Raw genomic sequence first — 22,148 nt, 5'->3', positions numbered from 1 at the left:
TTCCTGATGAACATTGCTTTAATCGCTCACGATAAGAAAAAAAGTGACATGATTCAGTTCGTCATTGCGTACCGTGATATTTTGGAAGATCATACACTTTATGCAACAGGGACAACAGGTTTGAGAGTGAAAGAAGCGACGGGGCTTCCCATTCATCGTTTCCAATCAGGACCACTTGGAGGAGATCAGCAGATTGGTGCCTTGATTGCTGATAATGCAATGGATCTTGTGCTCTTTTTTAGAGACCCGCTAACCGCGCAGCCGCATGAACCGGATGTATCTGCACTTATCCGGCTTTGCGATGTGTATGCCATTCCATTAGCCACCAATATGGGTACAGCGGAAATTTTAGTCAGGAATTTAAATAAAGGTACGTTTAACTTTCGAGATGTAGCAAAAAACGGAGGAACAAATGAAACGACTTGATATCCTTGCATTCGGTGCCCATAGCGATGATGTTGAAATCGGAATGGGCGGAACGATTGCAAAATACGTAAAAAAAGGGGCGCGTGTCGGAATTTGCGACTTGACCCAGGCTGAATTATCATCGAATGGAACGGTAGAGAGCCGCAAAGAAGAGGCAAAAGCAGCCGCCGCTATTTTAGGCGTGACGACTCGAATTCAGCTCACGCTGCCAGATAGAGGGCTCTACCTGAATGACGAAGCGATGAAGGAAATTGCGGGTGTCATTCGAACATACAAACCAACACTTATTTTTGCTCCGCACCACCAAGATCGACATCCTGATCATGGTCATGCGGGTTCACTTGTAGAAGAGGCGGCTTTTTCTGCAGGTATACATAAATTTGAAGATTCATACAAGCAGCCAGCGCATAAAATAAGCCAGATGTATTATTACATGATTAACGGCCAACATCGTCCAGATTTTGTGATCGATATTTCTAGTGAGATGCACCAAAAAATCGATAGCTTACATGCGTATAAAAGCCAATTTGTCAAATCGCCAAATTCAGTGGAGACACCTCTTGTGAATGGTTATATTGATTTTGTCAAAATGAGAGAGTCTATGTATGGAAGGGAAGTCAATAAAGCTTATGCAGAAGGGTTTTTGACAAAGAAACCACTTTTGATGGATGATGACTTACTTGGGGGGTCATTATGAAAAAACTGAAGATCGGAATCACTTGTTACCCAAGTGTTGGCGGTTCGGGCATTATTGCCACAGAGCTTGGAAAACGTTTAGCTGAAAAAGGGCACGATGTTCATTTCATTACCTCAAGCATTCCGTTTAGACTCAATAAAGTGTATCCGAATATTTATTTTCATGAGGTGGATGTCAATCAATATGCTGTTTTTCAATATCCACCTTATGACCTTGCACTAGCAAGTAAATTGGCGGAAGTCGCAAAACGAGAGAAGCTCGATATTATTCACGCGCATTATGCGGTCCCGCACGCCGTCTGTGCGTTCTTAGCCAAGCAAATGACGGGACACACAGTGAAAGTCGTGACCACGCTTCACGGGACAGATATTACGGTTTTAGGCTATGATCCATCATTAAAGGAAGTGATTCGGTTTGCCATCGAATCATCGGATCGCGTAACAGCTGTGTCGCAATCATTAGCTGCACAGACGTATGATCTGATTAAACCGGATAAAAAAATCGATACGATCCATAATTTCGTCGATGAGCGTGTGTATTTGCGTGAAGATCACGAAGTGCTGAAGAAACATTATGGCCTCATGCAGGACGAAAAGGTCATCATCCATGTATCGAACTTCCGAAAGGTAAAGCGTGTGCATGATGTGATTCATGTCTTTAAAAAGATTTCTAACCAGGTGGATGCAAAGCTGCTGCTGATTGGCGATGGTCCTGAAAAGTCGGTCGTATGCGAACTCGTGAAAAAGCTGGGACTAATTGACCGCGTGTTGTTTTTAGGAAAGCAAGAGAAGGTAGAGGAGCTTTATTCAATTAGTGATTTGAAGCTGCTGCTTTCTGAGAAGGAGAGCTTTGGGCTTGTACTTCTTGAAGCAATGGCCTGCGGTGTCCCTTGTATAGCAACAGATGTTGGCGGAATTCCAGAGGTCATTGCACATGGAGAGACAGGATTTCTTGTCCCGCTCGGCGATATAGACGGAGCAGCAAATCATGCAGTGTCGTTACTCAAGGACAAAGCGCTCCATGAGCAAGTGTCAATGGCAGCCCAGTCTAGTGTTCAGACCAATTTCTCTTCTGAAAAAATTGTGAGAGAATATGAAGCGCTTTACCTAGAATTGATCGAAGGTGATGATGAAGATGAATGAACCATTCACACATGCGATCCCTATTTTACATACACTGCACGAACATGGTTATCAGGCTTACTTTGTCGGCGGAGCGGTGAGAGATGTTCTTTTAGGTCGAGAAATCGGGGATATCGATATTGCGACAGATGCAACGCCTGATACGGTGGAGTCTTTATTTGAAAAAACAGTTGATGTTGGCAAGGAGCATGGCACAGTCATTGTTTTACATGATGGGGTCAGCTATGAGGTGACGACGTTTCGAACTGAATCAGAATATGAAGATTTTCGCAGACCGAAAGAAGTGGCGTTTATCACATCCTTGAAGGAAGATCTTTTAAGAAGAGATTTAACGATCAACGCGATGGCCATGGATATAAATGGCGAGATCATTGACCATGTAGGGGGCAAACAGGATATTGAGCGGAAACGAATTCAAACCGTTGGCGATCCCGCTTGCCGCTTTGAAGAAGATGCGCTTCGCATGATGAGAGCCGTCCGTTTTTTAAGCCAGCTCGGTTTTGAGCTCGCTGCTGAGACGGCTGATGCGATGAAAAAAGATAAGCACCTGCTTGCCAACATATCTGTTGAGCGCAAAAAGATTGAAATGGAGAAACTTTTAAAAGGGCGCTATTGTGAGCAGGCCATCAAGGTTCTCATTTCAACCAAATTGTATGAAGAATTGCCAGGCCTCCAAAAGGATAGGCTCAATGAATCTTTCCAAGCATTCCCGTATTATTTACTGGATGGACTAGAAGAGGTATGGGGCGCTTTCATTCATTTGCTTGGTCTAGATGAGACGGAGGCTGTGTCCCTCTTAAAAGAATGGAAGCTGTCAATAAAGCTATTGAAAGACGCTGTGGCCATGAGCCAATACGTCGATTGTGACTGGGATGCGGAGAAGATGTTTGAAGCTGGTGAACACGTGCTATTATCTAGTTTGAAAATCACGCAGTTAAAACATGAGCGCCGCATTTTCTTTGACGAGCTGGAGGCGGCGAAGCATTCATACGATACGCTGCCTATTAAAAAGCTCCAAGACCTTGCTGTTTCAGGAAAAGATTTAATGGCCTTTCGGCAGAAGGCATCCGGTAAATGGATTGCGGAAGAGCTTCATGTCGTGAAAAAAGCGGTTCTGCAAAACCGTTTGGAAAACCGAAAAGAAGCCATAGAGGAGTGGCTCATAGCATGCGATCAGCAATTAGAAAACGATTAATTGAACTATTTACAACATCTGATCAAGATTTTGTCTCGAGCCAGCAAATATGTGATGAGCTTGGCTGCTCCCGAACGGCTGTATGGAAGCATATAGAGGATTTGCGAAAAGAGGGCTATGAGGTAGAAGCCGTCAGGAGAAAAGGATACCGCCTGCTTCGTAAACCGGACAAAATTAGTGAGGATGAAATTCTTTTTGGTCTGGAAACAGAGGGTTTTGGCAGGCACATTTACTTTCAAGAAGAAGTCGCTTCAACTCAGCTGATTGCCCATGACCTTGTCAATGAAGGAGCGCCCCACGGCACGCTTGTTGTCAGTGATCATCAGACAAGCGGAAAAGGGCGCCTTCAAAGAATGTGGCATTCACCAAATGGGACAGGCATTTGGATGAGTTTGATCATCCGGCCTGAAATTCCACTGCACAAAGCGCCGCAAATGACGCTTTTAGCATCTGTAGCCATCACAGAAGCAATCGCACATCAAACAGGACTCAGTCCATCGATTAAATGGCCAAATGATATTCTGTTAAACGGAAAGAAAGTTGTTGGCATTCTAACTGAATTAAAAGCAGAAGCTGACCAGGTTCACGCGGTGATTATTGGTCCAGGCATTAATGTGAACCAAACAGCTGATGACTTTCCTGATGAATTAAAGGATATCGCCACAAGTTTGCGAATGGAACTGAATGAAAAAGTAGATCGAGCTGCACTGATTCAAAACATCATGTCTACCTTTGAAAAAAGGTATGACGATTATATGAAGCATGGATTTGCCCCGATCAAACAATTATGGGAATCGTTTGCGATGACCATCGGTAAACGTATTGTCGCACGCACCGTCAATGGGCAATATAATGGAACGGCAATCGGAATCAATGATGAAGGTGTCTTATTACTGGAAACGGCGGATGGTATCCAAAAAATCTATTCCGCAGACATAGAGATCAAGTCAACTTAAGTGGAACACCCGGTGCATTTTTGATATACTTCGTGTGGGCAGTATCTGTAAAAGAACTGTACCTGTTAGGAAGAAAAATTTGATCAATTTCTGCCTTGATCCTAAGGGACTTGGACAGAGGGATGATTCGCCGCGCATGAGAGAAAAGAACATGTGATGCGAGGCAAGCCATCTCCTCTCCAGAATGAGGAGGAACAAATGAAGACAAAACTAGATTTTTTCAAAATGAAAGAACAAAACGAACCGATTGTGATGCTGACAGCATACGACTATCCAGCTGCAAAACAAGCGGAAAAAGCGGAAGTCGACATGATTTTAGTTGGTGACTCACTTGGGATGGTTGTACTTGGTCTTGATTCCACAGTACAAGTCACGATGGATGATATGATCCATCACACAAAAGCAGTCAAAAGAGGCGCAAAAGACACATTTATTGTGACCGATATGCCATTTATGTCTTATCATTATTCATTAGAAGAAACGATGAAAAACGCAGCACGGATGATGCAAGAAAGCGGTACTGATGCCTTAAAGCTAGAAGGCGGAGATGGCGTGTTTGAATCCATTCAGGCTTTAACAAGAGGCGGAATTCCTGTTGTCAGTCATTTAGGCCTCACACCTCAATCAGTTGGTGTGCTTGGCGGGTATAAAGTACAGGGGAAAGACCACGAGAGTGCTCAAAAATTGATTGAAGATAGCCTGAAATGTGAGGAAGCAGGTGCAATTGCACTTGTGCTAGAATGCGTACCTGGTGAATTGACAAAACGCATTAGCGACATGCTGAAGATCCCTGTCATTGGAATTGGTGCAGGAGCTGAGGCAGACGGACAAGTTCTCGTTTACCATGATGTGGTAGGATACGGGGTGTCTAGAACACCTAAATTTGTGAAACAATACGCGCAAATTGATGCTGTACTAGAAGAAGCGCTCATTCAATATACGAAAGAAGTAAAAGCACGTACATTTCCAGAGGACACGCACACATTTCATATCAAAGAAGAAGTCCTTGATGGTTTATATGGGGGAATCAAAAAATGAACGTTGTCACCCATATTCATGAGCTAAAAGAACTGATCAAGCAGCATCAAGAAAAGCAGTATTCCATTGGCTTTGTACCAACGATGGGCTTTCTTCATGAAGGGCATCTGACTTTGGCGAAAGAGGCAAGAGATCAAAATGACATCGTGGTGATGAGCATTTTTGTCAATCCTTTGCAATTTGGACCGAACGAAGACTTTGAATCGTATCCAAGGGATATCAAAAGAGATCAGCGCCTTGCAGAAGAAGCAGGAGTGGATATTTTATTTACACCTGATGTGAAGGAAATGTATCAAAATGAACCATCAATTACGATGACGGTTCAAAAACGGACAGATGTCTTATGCGGGAAGAAACGCCCAGGGCATTTTGACGGCGTTGTCACTGTGCTCACAAAGCTATTTCATCTTGTTTCACCAACAAATGTATACTTTGGTCTAAAGGATGCACAGCAAGTCGCTGTGATCGATGCGATGATCAAGGATTTCTTCTTCGACCTTCACCTTGTGTCTGTTCCAACGGTTCGAGAAGAAGACGGTTTAGCAAAAAGCTCAAGGAATGTCTATTTGTCTGAAACAGAAAGACAAGAAGCACCCGCTCTATACCGGGCATTAAAAAAAGGACAGGCAGCTGTTGAAAAAGGTGAACGTGATTTACATCGTATGTATCAGATGGTTGAAGAGGAGCTTCTTCAAACAAGTGGAGAAATTGATTATATTGAGATCTACTCATATCCACAACTAGAACCACTTGAACAACTAGCAGGTAAGGTCATTATTGCGATTGCAGTGAAATTCTCACGCGCAAGACTGATTGATAATGTGATTTTCCATGTTCCTGAAAGCGGTGAAAAACATGTATAGAACCTTTATGACCTCTAAACTCCATAAAGCGACTGTGACAGAAGCAAACTTACATTATGTAGGCAGTATTACAATTGATGAAGATTTACTTGATGCGGCAGGCATGATGGCAAATGAGAAAGTGCAAATTGTCAATAATCACAATGGAGCGAGACTTGAAACATATATTATTCCTGGTGAAAGAAAAAGCGGTGTCATCTGTCTAAATGGTGCGGCAGCGAGATTGGTTCAGCCAGGGGATGAAGTCATCATTATCGCTTATGGGATGTTGTCAGAAGAAGAAGCAAAGACACATACACCCAAAGTGGTCGTGTTAAATAAACAAAATCAAATTGAACAAATGATTGGGCAAGAGCCTGCGAGAACGATTTTATAACGCACGCTACATGTAAACAGGACAGTTTCATGAAAAGAAGCTGTTCTGTTTCAGTTATATTGCCCAGAGCGTGTTTCACTTCGAGTGGAACGAGGAATTGAGGTGTCCATTTTATGACCGATCAAAGGTTTGTTGTCGTTGATATTGAAACCACCGGGAATTCACCAAAGAAGGGTGATAAAATCATTCAAATTGCTGCGGTGGTCATTGAAAATGGACAAATTGTCGAACGGTATTCAAAATATGTGAACCCAGGGAAGGCGATCCCTGGATTTATTGAACAGCTGACAGGCATTCAGCAGCACATGGTTGACGATGCGGTGTTTTTTGAGGATATTGCCCAAGAGGTGTATGACCTCATACATGGCGCTTATTTTGTTGCGCACAATGTTCATTTTGACTTGAACTTTTTAAATGATGAACTAAAAGCATGCGGGAAAAATGAGCTGGATGTGCTAGCGATTGATACGGTTGAGATTTCTAGAATTCTTTATCCTGAGCTTGAAGGTTACAAGTTAACTGAATTAAGTGAAGAGCTCATGCTTCCACATGACCACCCGCACCGAGCGGATAGTGATGCGGAAGTTACTGCCATGTTATTTTTAACCTTGTTACACCAATTAAAACATACACCGCCAAATGTGTTAAAGCAGCTGCGCAGATTATCCTCATATCTTTTAAGTGATATTGGACTTTTAATTAAGCAGCTTGAAACGAGTCATTCTAGTCAGGAAGATTCTTTGGTGGAAGTCGGCTCTTTTGCTGTAAAAGATGTGACCAATCGCACAAATGATACGACACATTCAGTAGGCGCAGACGACGAAAAGCTGTTTGAGGAGATAAAAGAGAAGCTTCCGCAAACGTTAGAAGGCTATGAAGTAAGAGAAGGCCAGCTCACGATGATGAATAAAGTCAGAGACGTGTTTCATGAAAGGGCCTACGCTATAATTGAAGCGGCACCAGGAATCGGGAAAACACTGGCTTATCTCATTCCAGCTGCTTTAGAGGCAAAGAAATCAGGAAAACCTGTCATTATTAGTACATATTCCATTCTTTTGCAGCAGCAAATGCTTCAGCGTGATGTGCCGCTTTTAAATCAATTGCTCCCATTTGAGCCAGCTGCCTGTGTATTCAAAGGACGAGCACATTATATTTGTTTAGATAAGTTTGAGCACGTACTCCATGAGGAAGATGATAACTATGATGTTGTCTTAACAAAAGCGCAAATATTAATGTGGCTCCTTGTAACAGAGACGGGTGATTTATCTGAACTGAATTTACCGTCAGGTGCTGCAAATATAAAAGATCGAATTTCCTGTGTGCACATGCCGTTTACATCGAAAAAGCGCCGCTTTAAAGAATATTGCTTTTATGAACGCGCCAAAAGAAGAGCAAAAACAGCTGATTTAATTTTAACGAATCACCGCCTGCTCTTATCACAAACCGAGGCATCGTCTATCTTTCAGCATGCAGACGTATATGTGATTGACGAAGCCCATCAATTTGAGAAAACAGCCAATGAAACACTAGGGGACAATGCATCTTATATCCAGCTTCATGCGAAATTAACACAGATTGGCTCCTTACAAGGCGGACTGTTAAAGAAACTGAAAAAGAGATTTCACGGTGCAGGTTTATCGACAGATACCTTTATCGAAATGGATGAATATCTCAATCAGCTTCAAATGGAAAGTGACGCTTTCTTTAGCACAGTGCATTCTTTTGTCAAAAGGACAAAACCAAAAGCAGACATCAATCGTCTCATTTATAGAGTACGTCATCATTCAAAGCATGCTCAGTGGAAACGGATTAAAGAGACAGCAAGTAAGCTTTGTTCCTTGTTAATTGCTTGTGAGAAGCTGTATGAGCAGCAAAAAAACGAGCTTCTTCATAAAAGTGATCAGCTGACAGAACACTTTGCCTTTGAAGCAGAGGAATACGATCAAGTCATGTCGTTTATGCATACATTTTGCAGTACGCTGTACCGGTTTATTTTTGAACCGAAAAACGATGAAACGGTTTGGATAGAAATTGATGCAAAGGGTGCCAAAAATGCTGTCTTTATGCATGCACAGCCGCTAGATACAGGGGAGCTTTTGGCTGATCGATTTTTTATGAACAAAAAAAGTGTGGTTCTCACATCAGGAACACTCACAGTCAACCATCGCTTTGATTATTGCTTAGAGCGATTTGGCCTGCAAGATTTTTACCCGCACCTTGTCCAAATTGATTCACCTTTTGAACTTGAAAAACAGCTCAAGGTTATTGTACCGGCTGACATGCCGCCAATTACAAACCGTGATGAACGAGACTATGTGAAGCAAGCAGCAGGATATATTAAGATCATGGAAAAGCAGCATAAAGCGAAGATATTGGTCTTGTTTAATTCACATGAAATGTTAAAAGCAGTGTATGAAGAGCTGAGAACAGGAGGCATGCAATCAGCCCTGTTTGCTCAAGGTCTGACAGGTGGAAGCCCTGTGAAATTGACGAAAATGTTCAAATTAGCAAAGCAAGCCATTTTACTTGGTACGGGTAGTTTTTGGGAGGGAGTCGATTTTCCAGGCTCTGAGCTGACGACTGTCATTATGGCACGTCTTCCTTTCCGGCCGCCTGATTCACCGCTCATTGAAGCAAAATGCGAAGCAGCTAAAAAACAAGGGAAGAATCCGTTTAAAGCCGTTGCTCTTCCAGAAGCTGTCTTAACCTTCAAGCAAGGCGCAGGACGCCTGCTTCGCTCTGAAAAGGACATAGGTACATTGCTGATCTTAGACCGCCGAGTGAAAACCGCTTCATATGGAAAACTCTTTTTAGAATCACTTCCTCATGCACCTGTCCATGAGATGTCAAAGGAATCACTTGCGGCGTATATAGAGAAGCTAAACAACGAAAAGCCGCTGTCATAAGCGGCCTTTAGCTGGTGTGGGTTTGGAGTTAATTTATCGTAACGGCTTTTTGTGTTCCGTTGTAAAAATAGTATCGGTTCCCGCGCAGAAAAGTATGACTAACAATATTTACGTACCGAGGAGGAATTAGAAGTGGAAAGTAAAATAGAGGTACTTTCAACTGTTCACATTCAGCATTCAGAAGACCTATACAAAATCGTTGATTTGTTGAACAGAACGCTGAAAAGAGAAGATCTGATGTTTGGGTTAGCATTAGATCAAGAAGATCAAAATCAAGCGATATTTACAATATATCGCACATAGGGGAAGCTTGACATGAAAAGAATAGTCTGGATTATTTCGTCCGTTGTGGCTCTCGTTTTACTCATTGGCATCATCAGCTTTGCATGGATTTATCAGATTGCCATGGGGCAAAAAGAACAAGGTCATGAGGCAGCGATTGAACGAGCAAAAGAACAAGCAAAAATAGTACAGGTCGAGCAAGTGGAAACCTTTGTTGGGAAAGAAAAACAATTTATTGTTGAAGGGAAAAACAAACAAAATGAAACGACCTATGTGTGGGTACCTGCCAGCAAAAAAGAAAAAGTGATCGAAAAAAAAGCAAAAGAAGGCATTACCTCAAACCAAGCAGTACAAGCTGTTCAAAAGGAGAACACCGTTTCTAAGGTAAAGGATGTCAAATTAGCAAGAGAAGGTGACGTACTCCTTTGGGAAGTGACGTACTTAAATGAGAACAACCAATATAGCTTCAGCTATGTCGATTTTACAACAGGACGAGTGGAAAAAAATTTAACACCGTAGTTTCTCCTGTCTTGCGTTGACCATGCTGATTTAGAACGGTTATAATAAAATGTATGAAAAAAGAATCACACCTATTAAAAAGGTGAGTTTCTTTCTGGCTTTGGAGGGAAATATGTTGAAAACAACTATTAATCAAGTGTTCAAACACGTCGATGAAGAAGTAACAATCGGCGCCTGGATTGCCAATAAACGTTCAAGCGGAAAAATTGCATTCTTGCAGCTGCGTGACGGGACAGGCTTTATTCAAGGAGTCGTTGTAAAAGCAGAAGTGGAAGAGGATGTCTTTAAGCTTGCGAAATCAGTCACACAAGAAACATCTGTCTATGTGACAGGACAAGTGACAAAAGATGAGCGTTCACCACTTGGTTTTGAATTACAAGTGAAATCCATTGAAGTGATTCACGAAGCAACTGATTACCCAATTACACCAAAAGAGCACGGGACAGAATTCTTAATGGATCACCGTCATTTATGGCTTCGTTCAAAAAAACAGCATGCCATTATGAAAATCCGTAATGAGATTATTCGTGCTACATATGAGTTTTTCCATCAAGAAGGCTTCGTGAAAGTGGATCCGCCCATTTTAACAGGAAGTGCACCTGAAGGAACAACTGAGCTGTTTGCTACTAAATATTTTGATGAAGATGCGTACCTTTCTCAAAGTGGACAGCTTTACATGGAAGCTGCTGCGATGGCACTCGGAAAAGTATTCTCATTTGGCCCAACATTTAGAGCTGAAAAATCTAAAACAAAACGCCATTTAATCGAGTTTTGGATGATCGAGCCTGAGATGGCTTTTGTAGAATTTAATGAAAACCTTGAGTATCAAGAAAATTATGTGTCTCACGTTGTTCAAAGTGTACTCGAAAACTGTAAAGTGGAGCTGCACACACTTGGCCGTGATACAGCTAAATTAGAAAATATCAAAGCACCATTCCCGCGCATCACTTATGATGAAGCGGTCAAATTCTTACAGGATAAAGGATTTGATGATATTGAATGGGGAGATGACTTCGGAGCGCCTCATGAAACAGCAATCGCCGAAAGCTATGATAAACCAGTGTTTATCACTCATTACCCAACTTCATTAAAACCGTTTTATATGCAGCCAGCACAAGACCGTGATGACGTAGTCCTTTGTGCAGACTTAATTGCACCAGAAGGCTACGGAGAGATTATCGGCGGCTCTGAGCGTGTTCATGATCTTGAGCTGCTTGAAGCAAGACTAAAAGAACACGGGTTAGATCAAGAAACTTACAAATGGTACACAGAATTAAGACAATACGGTTCTGTCCCGCATTCAGGTTTTGGTCTTGGACTTGAACGAACAGTTGCTTGGATTAGCGGAGCGCCGCATGTGCGTGAAACCATTCCATTCCCAAGATTATTAAACCGTTTATATCCTTAAGACGTAAAGCCTCCAACATATGGAGGCTTTTTCAAACGTCTTTTTAGGAGGGCACGTGAAATAAAACGTGATATACTTAAAGTGAAGAGGTGTATCCGATGAATAGGCAGCAATTTATTAATATGCAGCAAATGGGTTCGACAAGTTTGCCTAATTTGCTGATTGCTCATTATGAGCAGTTAGGACTGAATGAATCACAAATGATGGTGATGCTAAAGATTAAAATGAATGAAGAACAAGGCGTTTTCTTTCAAACATTTGAAGAGCTTTCTCATGGCATGACCATTTCTGCTGAAGAGTGTGCGTATATGGTGCAGCATTTAATCCAAAAGGGGTTTATTTCGATTCAGCCGTTTGAAGACAGATCAGGTATTCAGCATGACCGGTATTCAGTAGAGCCTTTATGGGGCGTGCTGTATGACTTTTTAGAAGCAAAACAGGCGAAAGAAGCACAAAAGAATCATGTGCAGGCTGAAAAGTCTTTATATGCACTATTTGAAGATGAATTCGGCAGACCGCTGTCTCCTCTTGAAGGAGAAACACTCTCTATCTGGATGGATCAAGATCATCATGATGCGGCGATGATTCGTTTAGCACTTAGAGAAGCGGTTTTATCAGGGAAATTAAATTTCCGTTATATCGATCGAATTTTATTTGAGTGGAAAAAGAAAGGGCTGAAAACAGCGGAAGAAGCGAAAGAGCATAGCCAGCATTTCCGTTCACAGCAAAAAGCCACACCTTCAAAAGAAGAGACTTCATCTTATAAACGACAAGTTCCTTTTTATAATTGGCTGGAACAATAACCAATAAAGGAGAAGGCATGTTATCAAAAAAACAAATCAATGAGTGCTTAGATATTATAGGAGATATGTTTCCAGAGGCTGAGTGTGAGCTTGTTCATTCAAATCCGTTTGAACTTGTGATCGCTGTCGCACTCTCCGCTCAATGTACAGACGTACTTGTGAACAAAGTGACCAAAACTTTATTTCAAAAATATAAAACACCAGAAGACTACTTAAGTGTACCGCTTGAAGAATTGCAGCAAGATATTCGCTCAATTGGCCTTTATCGGAATAAGGCGAAAAATATTCAAAAATTGAGCAAAATGCTGATTGAAGAATATGGCGGTGAAGTGCCAAAGGACCGGGATGAGCTTGTCAAGCTTCCTGGTGTTGGCCGAAAAACGGCAAATGTCGTCGTATCTGTCGCTTTTGGAGTGCCGGCCATTGCTGTAGACACACACGTAGAACGAGTCAGCAAGCGCCTTGGGATTTGCCGGTGGAAGGATTCTGTTCTTGAAGTAGAGCAAACCCTAATGAAAAAGGTGCCAAAAGAAGATTGGTCTGTGACGCATCACCGCCTGATCTTTTTTGGCAGATATCATTGCAAGGCGCAGCGGCCGCAGTGCGAGTCCTGTCCGCTTCTTGATATGTGTAGAGAAGGACAGAAGAGGCTGAAAAAAGGACTGGTGAAGCTGGCATGAGCGGGTCAGCTGTATTCACCTCATATGTCGAAAAGCTAAAAGAGAAAAAGATAGCGATAAAAGGCGAACGAATGGATATACTTAGAGCCAATCCACTCGCATTTGATCTCTCTTCAGAGCCTTTAACAGGCGAGCTTCCGTGGAAGAAAACAGAAGAATTTATTCCTGTGATGTTCGAACTATGGAATGAATTAAAAGAAAAAATGCTTCCTCGTTTTCAAACAAGAAAATCCCGCTGTGAAGAGGATGATATGCTGCAAGGAATCGTCAGTATGGTTGCGATGTTTTACTGGATCAAAGGGGAGAGGCTTCAAACGCTCGAATGGGAAGACATCAAACAAGAAACATTTCCTGTTGCTCCTATTAATTGGACGGAACGATTAGAGTTCATTTTACTGAAGCCTACTCAATATCACTGCTTTATTCAACTGGACGAGCTTTATACAGAATTAAAAAAGCAGTATGGAAAATACGAAGCACTCAAAAAGTTAAAACAACAACGTTAAAAAAAGCACTTGCCTCATATGGCAAGTGCTTTTTCGTTATTCGCCTTCTTTTCGAGAAGTAGAATTTGACTGGGCATTTGAGCTTTGAGAATTGGTTTTCTCGTCATCTTTCTTTTTATCTTTATTGGCATCACTCTGTGAGTTGCTGTTCCCATTTGTACTGTCTGAGCCATTATCGGAATTGTCATTGCCGTTTTCCGTATTTCCACCTTGATCTTGATCCTTTTTATCATCTGGCTTCTGCTCATCAGTGCCTGGGTTTTGATTTTTGTTATCGTCAGTCTGATCTGTCTGTTCATCATCAGGCTGCTGCGGCTCTTCTTCTTTGTTCTCATCATCCGCTTTTTCTTCCTCATCTTCGTCATCTTTAATGGTGAGGAAGGTAGAAGCCGCTTTACTTGTGACATCCTCTACAGTCGCTGTCACTTGGAACTTATATGTGGAGCCAGGCTTCACATCAGAGATGACCGCTTCTTTAGCAGAACTGTTTTGAATTTCTTTATAGCCGCCGTCATCGACAGCCTGCTTCACATTAAATGTGGCATCTGCGTCGTCATCATAGCCCCAAGTCAGTGTGATGGATTTTTTCTCTTCATCATACACCGCTTTTAAGTCAGATGGCTTATCGGCTTCTTTTTTCTCAAATGTGTCAGAAACTTTTGTTGGAACAGTCCCTTTCACGAAGTATTCTGTTGTCTTCTTGTCACTTGGTGTATTTGGTCCGGCTAATTTTGCTGGATCTGATCCTTTTTCAATGGTCGCTTCAACGACGCTGTCTGGTTTTTCAAATGAGCCGCTTCCATCATCAATTTGAGAAATTAATCGCTGGAAGATGATTTTGGCAACGCGCTGCTCGTAATTTGTGAGCCACATTTTGCCATCCGCATCCTTTGAGTTACCGATTCCGGTCCAAACAGCTGCTGTGTATTGCGGCGTATAACCGACAAACCACGAATCTTTCGCACCGCCAGAAGGGATATTGTATTTATTCATATCATCTTGTGTAAAGTTGGTTGTACCTGTTTTACCAGCTACTTGAACGTTCGGTACTTGTGCAAGTGTACCTGTTCCAGATTGTACAGCTGTTTTCAGCATATCAGTGATCATAAATGCTGTGTAATCACTCATTGCCGCTTTAGAATCTGGCGTAAGGTCAAGCTTTGTTCCATCATTAAACTCAACAGACGTGACAGCATGCGGTTCGTTATAGTATCCGTTATTACCGAATGCACTAAATGCTCCAGCCATCTTCAGGGAGGAGACCCCTTCGTCAAATCCACCGATTGAGTAGGACTCTGGAATATCAGACGGTAAGTCCATGCCTAAGTTATTGGCGAATTGAACGGCATTGTCTGTGCCTGCTTCTTGGAATGCTTTTAGGGCAGGGATGTTTCGTGATTGTGCCAAAGCACTTCTCATCGACATTTTCCCTAAATGTCTTCTGTCAAAGTTATTAATCGGTGTACCGTTTGAGTACGTATACGGTGCATCATCAATTTGCTGATATGTTGACCATTTTTTGTTTTCAATGACAGGACCGTAATCTAAGATTGGTTTGATTGTAGATCCTGGCTGGCGTTTTGCATCAGTCGCATAGTTAAATCCGCCGGCTGGTACATCACGTCCACCGCCAATAGCACGAATTTCACCATTTTTCGTATCAAGCAGGGTGACACCCGCCTGCATGCCTTTCGTAAATCCAGCAGCATCTCCATTGATAATATCATCTAGGTGATCCTGTGCTTTTCGATCAAGTGATGTATAGATTTTTAATCCATCTGTTGATACATCAACTTTGGCTTTTTTCTGTACTTCTTCCATGACTTCTTCAATATAAGCAGAGTACTTACTTGAGTTTTGGCTTTTATATTTATCAGCTGAGACGACGGTTTTGCTGACAGGTGTTGCTTTTGCAACGTCATAGTCTTTCTCTGTAATGTAGCCTTGTTTTTTCATGAGGCTTAAAACGATATTACGTCGTTTCTCCGCTGCCTCAGGATGTTTGACTGGGTTATAGGCAGAAGGACTCTGCGGCATACCTGCAAGTGTGGCAGCCTGTGCAACGGTTAGTTTATTTAAATCTGTGACACCGAAAAATTGTTCAGCCGCTTTTCCAACGCCATAAGCCTGAGGCGTGAAGAAAATTCGGTTTAGATACATTTCTAAAATTTCATCTTTAGAGTATTTTTGCTCAAGCTGAATTGAGAGCCATACTTCCTGTACTTTACGCTTTAATGTCTTTTGGTTGTTAAGAAGGGTGTTTTTCACAACCTGCTGTGTAATCGTACTTCCACCCTCAGCACCAAAACCGTCCTCGACGTTTGCGACAAGTGCACCGCCAATACGGATTGGATCAATCCCGTGGTGTTTATAAAAACGTGCATCTTCAGTCGCAATAAACGCTTCTTTTACCACATCGGGTATATCTTTAATCGAGACATACGTTCTTTTTTCTGCACCGACTTCTGCAAACACTTTTTTGTCTTTATCATAAAGCTTTGAAGAATACGGTGTTTTGAGCTTACTATCATCAATAGAAGGAGCGCTTGATGCAAAAACGGCAAAAGTTGTGATTCCGGCAACTAAACAAAGAAGACCGATCACGAGTAAAGATAAAAATATTTTTTTAAATAGACCTGCTTTCTTTTTGCCTTTTTTGTTCTTTTGCTTCTTATTGTTTTCTTGACTTGCTTTACGTCGCTGTTCACGACTTGTAAATTGATCAGACATCACATCTCAACCTTTCGTGTTAAACCTTTTTCGAACGTAAATATTGCTCACTTTCATCCGAAAAATGAAGTGTCTCCACTACTTTAATATAATCAATTCTTGGCGAATATCCAAGTGTCATTAAGTGGCCAGCTTCCAATAATTCCTCTTTGCTAATGGATTTACGGCCTTTTTGCTTCTGGCGCTCCCAAAAGAAGAAGAGGTCAGAAGCGGACAAATAATAAACGGAGCCAAATGCGGATATAATAACAAAACAAATACCGCCTTGCTTTTCAACCTGTTTCATATGCTCAATTTGGTGCTCATGAAAATTTTTGAGCGGAAACGAGGTTGTGCTTTTGGTTTCTTTTGCTTCAAAGTCGATATAGCGCCCTTTATACACCCCGTTATAGTCTGTTGTGGATGATTGTTTAAAGTAAGCTTCTTTGATGACAGCAGCGCTTCTTTTCGGATAATCCACATTTACAATTTGAACTGGGGTAGGCTTTTTATGAATGACTGCGATCCCGTTGACCAAATAGTACTGGTTGGTTTCATTTAAATCAGCTTCAAGCGTCATCCCGCGATTACTATAAGAGGATTCGCCGCTGATTCTTTTTTTTGTCCCAATTTGTTGAATGGGCTGATACGATTTTCCGTTTGGATACCGAATCATCAAGTTTCAGCCTCCTTTTAATGCATTTTGTATTGGAGAGATCACCATGTTGTCACAAGAAGAGTACATCATTACTCAACATATTTTACGAGAAACGAAAGCGAAAAATAAGGACAACCTGACGAGGACAAATGCTTACAAGCGCTTTTATGACCGCCATCCAGAAATGAAATGGTCACTGCTTGCTTCCTTTGTATCGAGAAATGCTGGTTGGTCCATGACGGATTTAAAGGGCGAGCTCTTTCATCCAGGTTTAACTGATCAGCAGGGACACCTATTTTTCACAGCATATGAAAGAGCGAATTGGCTGATCTTTTCAGATGCTTACCCGCAGCTTCTCTTGTATGAATGGTCAAAGCGTTGCAGCAAACCTTTATTTCATCTGCTTCCATATTTTTGCGTGTCTCGTTTTATGAGCGCTGAGTGGGAACGTTTTTGGCTAAAGCGTGACACAGAGCGCCTGCTTTATGCACTCATCATAAATGAACAATATACTATACAATCTCCTATTATACAAAATCCTCTTCTGAAAAAGAATGTTTTTCACTCGATTCAATATCTTTTCAGCGAGTGGGGACATTTTCAAACCGTCGTTTTTCCAACGGTGGACGGGCATTTGTACGGGTTAACTATACGAAAGTTTTCCCATGTAAAGGAGCGCATTACATTAGGAAAAAAACTAGCGAAACTATTATTTCGAGCCGACTTATTTTCGGATTTTTATCATTTTTTGCATACCGTTCCTCATACGGGGTCTCGGTTTGATTTTGAACCGTTTTTAGGGATCGCTAGAAGGTCAACACCTTTTCTTCGAACGGTTTATCCGGTGATGACACATTCATTAGACGATCAACGGGAAGATTGGTTTCAAAGGAAATTGAATCCAGCCTTATTCGATGCAGAACCGTTACCAAAACAAATCGAGCTGACCGACTGGTATTTCCATAAAAAAAGGCAGCTTCGCTTTCTTTTCTCATTAGAGCACTATTTTCTGCATAAATAAAAAGCAGGGGGTACCTGCTTTTTTACGTGGATGGACGATTAGGGCCGCCGAGCTTTTTATCAAGCTGATCTGTACTGTTTTCTTTCTCTTTCGGCTTTTGCTCTTTTGGTGCTGGCTGCTTTTTCATGAAATCTACCTCCTTTGTCCTTAGAATTTACAGAATCGGACGCAATCATACAAAGAAGGACAAGCACATGTCGAAAATGAAGAAATAGCGCTCATCTTCACTTAGATTGGCGATTTGCTTCTAGTTTTGTCATGTGTGAAGGAGGGTGTGAAAGAAAAGAGAATGTAACGAGAGACGATAAAGGAGGAATCTGATGATGAGCGAATTTGTATCAAAAGAATCCATTATGCAGTTGTTAGAGGAAATCGAGCGAAAAATTGATGCAGTGGAAGCTGAGCTGTCTCATGCTGTCCAGCAAACAACATACGCAGTCAAAGAGGAGCAAGAACAAATCATTGACCGGCTTGAATCAGAAGTGAAGGATTGTGAATGTAAGATTCATGAAGCAGAGTATAAACTGATGGCAAGACCGGCATATCACGCTGGGTAGCTTTCATATTTGAGCAATAAGGAAACGTTTGATAGGATGTTCATAGAGGTGAACACTTTGGATAATCAAACATTACTTGAACATACACAAGAGCTGAGAATATGGATCGAAGAAGCATATGAGCAGTACCAAAAGGGAAAGGCTGAAGAGGAATATCCATCATATGATTTTTACAAGGACATTCAGCCGGCCGTTGTCAAATTTGACAAGCAAATGGAAGAGTGGCTCACCGCTGCCATCTCGTTTATTCATCAGGCCAAACCTAGATACTTACATCAAGAACAGCTTGAAGCCGTACAAGAAAATGGAAAAGAGGTTGTCTTGCAATCTTATTTTGGCAAACAGCACGCACCCCGTGTGAAAAATTTAGTTGAGTCGGTGATTTACACAATGAACCTTCTAATAGAAGAAATCAAAAAGCGCAGCTGATGAAATATCCTGCGTTTTTCTTATGGCTGCTTTAGGCACACCTTCTGTTTTTGATCATAATATATGAGTGACATCAATATGTTTTGAGAGCGAGGAGCGAGATATATGTTCCCTTATTCAAACCAGCAGCCATATGAATTCAATCAATTCCAGCAAGGTCCTTTACCGTATTCAGACATGCAGCAGCCTCCGCAGCCTCCAGAATATTTCATGCCTCCATATCAAGCTGGAATGAGCCAGGCGCCATCTGCTGCCTATCAACCGCCTTATGGATACCAAGAGAATTTCCAGCCTTTTCAGCAGCCAGAAGCAATCAATCAGCCGCAAATGCAGCAGTCAGGCATGATGCCCATGCAGCAGCCTATGAATCCTTATCCTTTGCCAAGACCGCAAAAACAGCAATCATCTCAATTTAAAAGTGTGCTGTCACAGTTCAAAAAGACGAATGGGCAATACGACTTTAACAAATTGTTTGATACAGCTGGGCAAATGATGAGTACGATGAATCAAGTGGGGTCATTGGCGAAAGGATTTACAAGCATTTTTAAAGCATAGCAAAACCCAATAGAAGCATCTATTGGGTTGTTTGCTTTGGTGCGGTCACGCGAAGTGATTGATCTTTCCACACACTCTTCATGTTTGTTTCATCTATTTTTGCAGGCATTAAAATGGTTTTGGTAAAGCTAGAAAAGGAGGAAGTCGTGTCCGTTTTGATTTTCTCCTGTACCGATAAGTGTAAATATTGGGCTTTGACTTCTAGCGCAATATCACCTTCGACAAAATGGTCTGGAAATTGGATCTCAATATACACAAATTGATCATCTTCTGTCACATCGGTTGTAATCGATGCAAGTGAATGGGATGTGGTCATGAGCGCCTCCGCACTATTTAAAATTTCGTGAAACGGGGAGGATGCAAAAAATTGTTCAATTGCTTCATGCAGAATTTCCTCGTTTGCCAACAATTCATGTTTTTTTTCGTCTTCTTGTTTCATTTAAATCACCTCTCATCTACAGCCTATGCAAAAAGGGCTCAGGCGGTTATCAATTGATGAGCGGAAAAAATTATGATTAAATAGTGTTGAATGAAGCAAGGTGTATGAGCGTAAAGTTTCATACGCTGAATAGATCTAGGAGCAAAGCTTGAAGGGAGCAAATTGACATTGCTGAAAAAATTATTCGGTTTCGGAAAAAACCAAGATGATGTAAAGGAGGAAGTCATTTATTCTCCAGCTGATGGAGAGTTAATGGATATGACTGATGTACCAGATCCAGTCTTTTCACAAAAGATGATGGGAGACGGCGTAGCAGTCAAACCAAAAAGTGGCACCATTGTGTCACCAGTAGAGGGTGAAATCATTCAGCTCTTCCATACAAAACATGCAATTGGAATTCGAACACTCTCAGGGCTTGAGCTTCTGATTCATATCGGACTTGAAACAGTTGGGTTAAATGGTGAAGGTTTTGAAGCGCACATAAAAGAAGGGGATAAAGTGAAGACCGGTGATCCTCTCATTACATGTGATTTAGAACTCATTGAAGAGAAAGCAGCAAGCACAGTGACACCCATTGTGATCATGAATGGTGATCTGATCGAACGACTTGATAAAGAACCAAAGGGATCTGTGGAAAAACAGACCTCTAAGCTCTTTACGGTTAAAGTGAAATAATCATGCAGCACAAAAAAACTACCCTCACATGATAGGGTAGTTTTTTTGATGAAATTAATCCTCCATCGGGACCCAGCCTTGACTCGCTTCCATGACAGACCACAATCCCTCTGGAATCAGGTACTTGTCTTTTTGGCTGCGTTTAATGACGGTTTCAATCTCGCTTTCTCGTCCTTCTTTAATTTTCTTTGCCCAATCAGGATCAACGATTAGCTCTCGTGCGACAGCGATCAGCGGAATCCCTTGATTGTAGGCACTCAATGCATCGTCGGCTGTAATGACGCTGCCAACACCGATTAGTGGAAGGGTATCACCGCAGCGCTCTTTTAATAGCTCCATACGTGTCTTGTTAGAATCTGCGCCTCGTCTTGCTTTAGAGTCAATCTCCATTAAAGAGATATGCAAATAATCGAGTTTTTTTGTTTTGAGAACATCAACTAACGTGAATGTCTCTGTCATTGTTAAACCAGGTGTTTCTGGTTCTTCAGGGGATAGTCGATATCCAAAGATAAATGGTTTTGTCACGTGCTCCTTGATCGCCTCTTGGACTGCATCCACAACGGCGATAGGGAATGCTAGACGTTTTTCTTCACTTCCTCCCCATTGATCTGTACGCTGATTGCTATGCGGGGAGTAGAATTGCTGTAATAAATACCCGTTTGCTCCGTGGATTTCCACGCCGTCAAACCCTGCTTGAATCGCTCGTCTTGTCGCTTCTTTAAATGAGTCGATAATATGAGTCATTTCCTCTTCTTTTAAAGCGCGTGCAATTTGTTTTCCATCTTTGAACACATCGCTAGGCGCAACCACATCACCGTTTGGAACTAAATGAGGAAGGGCCTGAGAGCCGCCGTGATGAATTTGAATGATGGCTTTTGTTCCTTTTGCCTGGATCGCAGAAGCTAGTTTTTTCAGACCAGGTATATCTTCATCTCTTGCGATAGAAGGCTGTCCTTCAAAGGCCTTTCCATCTGGAGTAACGTTCGCACATGCTGTGATGACCATGCCCATTTCACTTGATCTAGCTGTAATGAAATCAATTTCTTCCTTTGAGATGGTGCCATCCTCGTGAGAACCGAAGTGTGTCATTGGAGCAACGACCAACCGGCCGTCAATAGAGGCACCTCCTGGAAATGTAAATGGTTCAAATAAAGGCTTAAATTCGTTTTTCAATCTCATCATCTTCTTCCTTGATAAAATCATTTCACTATAGAAGTGTAATAGATACTGTTACAACACATCAAAATATTTGCTCACGACCGGCGCATCAAAAAATTGCCGCCTAGTCATGCAAACAAATATTCGGTA

Annotated in this window: 25 protein-coding genes; 20 read left to right on the top strand and 5 right to left on the bottom strand. The window is 41.8% G+C overall.

The window, feature by feature from the left end; genetic code table 11:
• Window positions 1–6: 6 nt before the first annotated feature.
• The 15 genes from mgsA to ACYH0L_RS09985 all read left to right on the top strand — a co-directional run bounded on the left by mgsA (window position 7) and on the right by ACYH0L_RS09985 (window position 13,797).
• Entirely contained in the window at window positions 7–426 is a 420-nt protein-coding gene (mgsA, locus tag ACYH0L_RS10055; RefSeq protein ID WP_256498731.1) for a methylglyoxal synthase, read from the top strand.
• The gene (gene bshB1 / locus ACYH0L_RS10050; protein ID WP_099728067.1) at window positions 413–1,123 is read left to right on the top strand and encodes a bacillithiol biosynthesis deacetylase BshB1; all 711 of its coding nucleotides are present in this window, start codon (window positions 413–415) and stop codon (window positions 1,121–1,123) included. The genes mgsA and bshB1 overlap by 14 nt, the downstream gene beginning before the upstream one ends.
• Window positions 1,120–2,265, top strand: coding sequence for an N-acetyl-alpha-D-glucosaminyl L-malate synthase BshA (gene bshA, locus ACYH0L_RS10045; RefSeq protein WP_230030323.1), 1,146 nt, complete (start codon window positions 1,120–1,122; stop codon window positions 2,263–2,265). Before bshB1 ends, bshA begins: the two co-directional genes overlap by 4 nt.
• Entirely contained in the window at window positions 2,258–3,460 is a 1,203-nt protein-coding gene (locus ACYH0L_RS10040) for a CCA tRNA nucleotidyltransferase (protein WP_482354002.1), read from the top strand. Before bshA ends, ACYH0L_RS10040 begins: the two co-directional genes overlap by 8 nt.
• Window positions 3,433–4,416: a biotin--[acetyl-CoA-carboxylase] ligase gene (locus ACYH0L_RS10035; protein WP_256498729.1), complete on the top strand. Its 984-nt coding sequence runs from the start codon at window positions 3,433–3,435 to the stop codon at window positions 4,414–4,416. Before ACYH0L_RS10040 ends, ACYH0L_RS10035 begins: the two co-directional genes overlap by 28 nt.
• Window positions 4,417–4,614: 198 nt before the next feature.
• A complete protein-coding gene (gene panB, locus ACYH0L_RS10030) occupies window positions 4,615–5,454 on the top strand; it encodes a 3-methyl-2-oxobutanoate hydroxymethyltransferase (RefSeq protein ID WP_230030320.1) in 840 nt (279 codons plus the stop codon).
• On the top strand, window positions 5,451–6,317 hold the full coding sequence (gene panC / locus ACYH0L_RS10025; RefSeq protein WP_230030319.1) for a pantoate--beta-alanine ligase: 867 nt from the start codon (window positions 5,451–5,453) through the stop codon (window positions 6,315–6,317). The genes panB and panC overlap by 4 nt, the downstream gene beginning before the upstream one ends.
• A complete protein-coding gene (gene panD, locus ACYH0L_RS10020) occupies window positions 6,310–6,693 on the top strand; it encodes an aspartate 1-decarboxylase (protein WP_024422780.1) in 384 nt (127 codons plus the stop codon). Before panC ends, panD begins: the two co-directional genes overlap by 8 nt.
• Before the next feature lie 113 nt (window positions 6,694–6,806).
• On the top strand, window positions 6,807–9,599 hold the full coding sequence (gene dinG / locus ACYH0L_RS10015; protein ID WP_099728060.1) for an ATP-dependent DNA helicase DinG: 2,793 nt from the start codon (window positions 6,807–6,809) through the stop codon (window positions 9,597–9,599).
• Between the two features lie 132 nt (window positions 9,600–9,731).
• Window positions 9,732–9,902 (top strand): YpmA family protein, encoded by a 171-nt coding sequence (locus ACYH0L_RS10010; protein WP_099728059.1) that lies wholly within the window; start codon window positions 9,732–9,734, stop codon window positions 9,900–9,902.
• A gap of 12 nt (window positions 9,903–9,914) precedes the next feature.
• A complete protein-coding gene (tseB, locus tag ACYH0L_RS10005) occupies window positions 9,915–10,400 on the top strand; it encodes a cell wall elongation/penicillin-binding protein regulator TseB (protein ID WP_256498728.1) in 486 nt (161 codons plus the stop codon).
• 115 nt (window positions 10,401–10,515) lie between these two features.
• Complete coding sequence (gene asnS / locus ACYH0L_RS10000; protein ID WP_180275540.1) at window positions 10,516–11,808, top strand: asparagine--tRNA ligase; 1,293 nt, start codon at window positions 10,516–10,518, stop codon at window positions 11,806–11,808.
• 98 nt (window positions 11,809–11,906) lie between these two features.
• Window positions 11,907–12,611 (top strand): DnaD domain-containing protein, encoded by a 705-nt coding sequence (locus ACYH0L_RS09995; RefSeq protein ID WP_099728056.1) that lies wholly within the window; start codon window positions 11,907–11,909, stop codon window positions 12,609–12,611.
• A gap of 17 nt (window positions 12,612–12,628) precedes the next feature.
• The gene (nth, locus tag ACYH0L_RS09990) at window positions 12,629–13,291 is read left to right on the top strand and encodes an endonuclease III (RefSeq protein WP_099728055.1); all 663 of its coding nucleotides are present in this window, start codon (window positions 12,629–12,631) and stop codon (window positions 13,289–13,291) included.
• Window positions 13,288–13,797: a YpoC family protein gene (locus tag ACYH0L_RS09985; RefSeq protein ID WP_256498726.1), complete on the top strand. Its 510-nt coding sequence runs from the start codon at window positions 13,288–13,290 to the stop codon at window positions 13,795–13,797. Before nth ends, ACYH0L_RS09985 begins: the two co-directional genes overlap by 4 nt.
• Before the next feature lie 36 nt (window positions 13,798–13,833).
• Here ACYH0L_RS09985 and ACYH0L_RS09980 read toward each other — a convergent pair whose 3' ends face one another.
• Both ACYH0L_RS09980 and recU read right to left on the bottom strand, forming a co-directional pair.
• Window positions 13,834–16,527 carry a PBP1A family penicillin-binding protein gene (locus ACYH0L_RS09980; RefSeq protein WP_482354001.1) on the bottom strand — a complete coding sequence of 898 codons (2,694 nt, stop codon included), beginning with the start codon at window positions 16,525–16,527 and terminating at the stop codon, window positions 13,834–13,836.
• A gap of 19 nt (window positions 16,528–16,546) precedes the next feature.
• Entirely contained in the window at window positions 16,547–17,182 is a 636-nt protein-coding gene (gene recU / locus ACYH0L_RS09975) for a Holliday junction resolvase RecU (protein ID WP_099728446.1), read from the bottom strand.
• 46 nt (window positions 17,183–17,228) lie between these two features.
• Here recU and ACYH0L_RS09970 point away from each other — a divergent pair, with 46 nt between their 5' ends.
• Window positions 17,229–18,185, top strand: a complete 957-nt coding sequence (locus ACYH0L_RS09970; protein ID WP_230030315.1) for a DUF2515 domain-containing protein — start codon at window positions 17,229–17,231, stop codon at window positions 18,183–18,185.
• Window positions 18,186–18,207: 22 nt separating this feature from the next.
• Here ACYH0L_RS09970 and sspM read toward each other — a convergent pair whose 3' ends face one another.
• The gene (gene sspM, locus ACYH0L_RS09965) at window positions 18,208–18,312 is read right to left on the bottom strand and encodes an acid-soluble spore protein SspM (protein ID WP_099728448.1); all 105 of its coding nucleotides are present in this window, start codon (window positions 18,310–18,312) and stop codon (window positions 18,208–18,210) included.
• A gap of 193 nt (window positions 18,313–18,505) precedes the next feature.
• Here sspM and ACYH0L_RS09960 point away from each other — a divergent pair, with 193 nt between their 5' ends.
• From ACYH0L_RS09960 to ACYH0L_RS09950, 3 genes are all read left to right on the top strand, one after another.
• Entirely contained in the window at window positions 18,506–18,742 is a 237-nt protein-coding gene (locus ACYH0L_RS09960; protein WP_099728449.1) for a DUF5446 family protein, read from the top strand.
• A 48-nt stretch (window positions 18,743–18,790) separates the two neighbouring features.
• Window positions 18,791–19,171, top strand: coding sequence for a YppE family protein (locus ACYH0L_RS09955; RefSeq protein ID WP_230030313.1), 381 nt, complete (start codon window positions 18,791–18,793; stop codon window positions 19,169–19,171).
• 105 nt (window positions 19,172–19,276) lie between these two features.
• Window positions 19,277–19,726, top strand: coding sequence for a YppG family protein (locus ACYH0L_RS09950; protein WP_099728451.1), 450 nt, complete (start codon window positions 19,277–19,279; stop codon window positions 19,724–19,726).
• A 19-nt stretch (window positions 19,727–19,745) separates the two neighbouring features.
• Here ACYH0L_RS09950 and ACYH0L_RS09945 read toward each other — a convergent pair whose 3' ends face one another.
• Window positions 19,746–20,165 (bottom strand): Hsp20/alpha crystallin family protein, encoded by a 420-nt coding sequence (locus ACYH0L_RS09945; protein WP_099728452.1) that lies wholly within the window; start codon window positions 20,163–20,165, stop codon window positions 19,746–19,748.
• 168 nt (window positions 20,166–20,333) lie between these two features.
• Here ACYH0L_RS09945 and ACYH0L_RS09940 point away from each other — a divergent pair, with 168 nt between their 5' ends.
• Window positions 20,334–20,840, top strand: a complete 507-nt coding sequence (locus tag ACYH0L_RS09940; protein WP_099728453.1) for a PTS sugar transporter subunit IIA — start codon at window positions 20,334–20,336, stop codon at window positions 20,838–20,840.
• Window positions 20,841–20,894: 54 nt separating this feature from the next.
• Here ACYH0L_RS09940 and ACYH0L_RS09935 read toward each other — a convergent pair whose 3' ends face one another.
• Window positions 20,895–22,013: an NADH-dependent flavin oxidoreductase gene (locus tag ACYH0L_RS09935; RefSeq protein WP_230030542.1), complete on the bottom strand. Its 1,119-nt coding sequence runs from the start codon at window positions 22,011–22,013 to the stop codon at window positions 20,895–20,897.
• Window positions 22,014–22,148 lie beyond the last annotated feature (135 nt).

This window comes from Bacillus sp. MC1252, from assembly GCF_056838025.1.
Note: the sequence above shows the minus strand (reverse complement) of the source record. Positions and strands in the feature narration are given on the sequence as shown.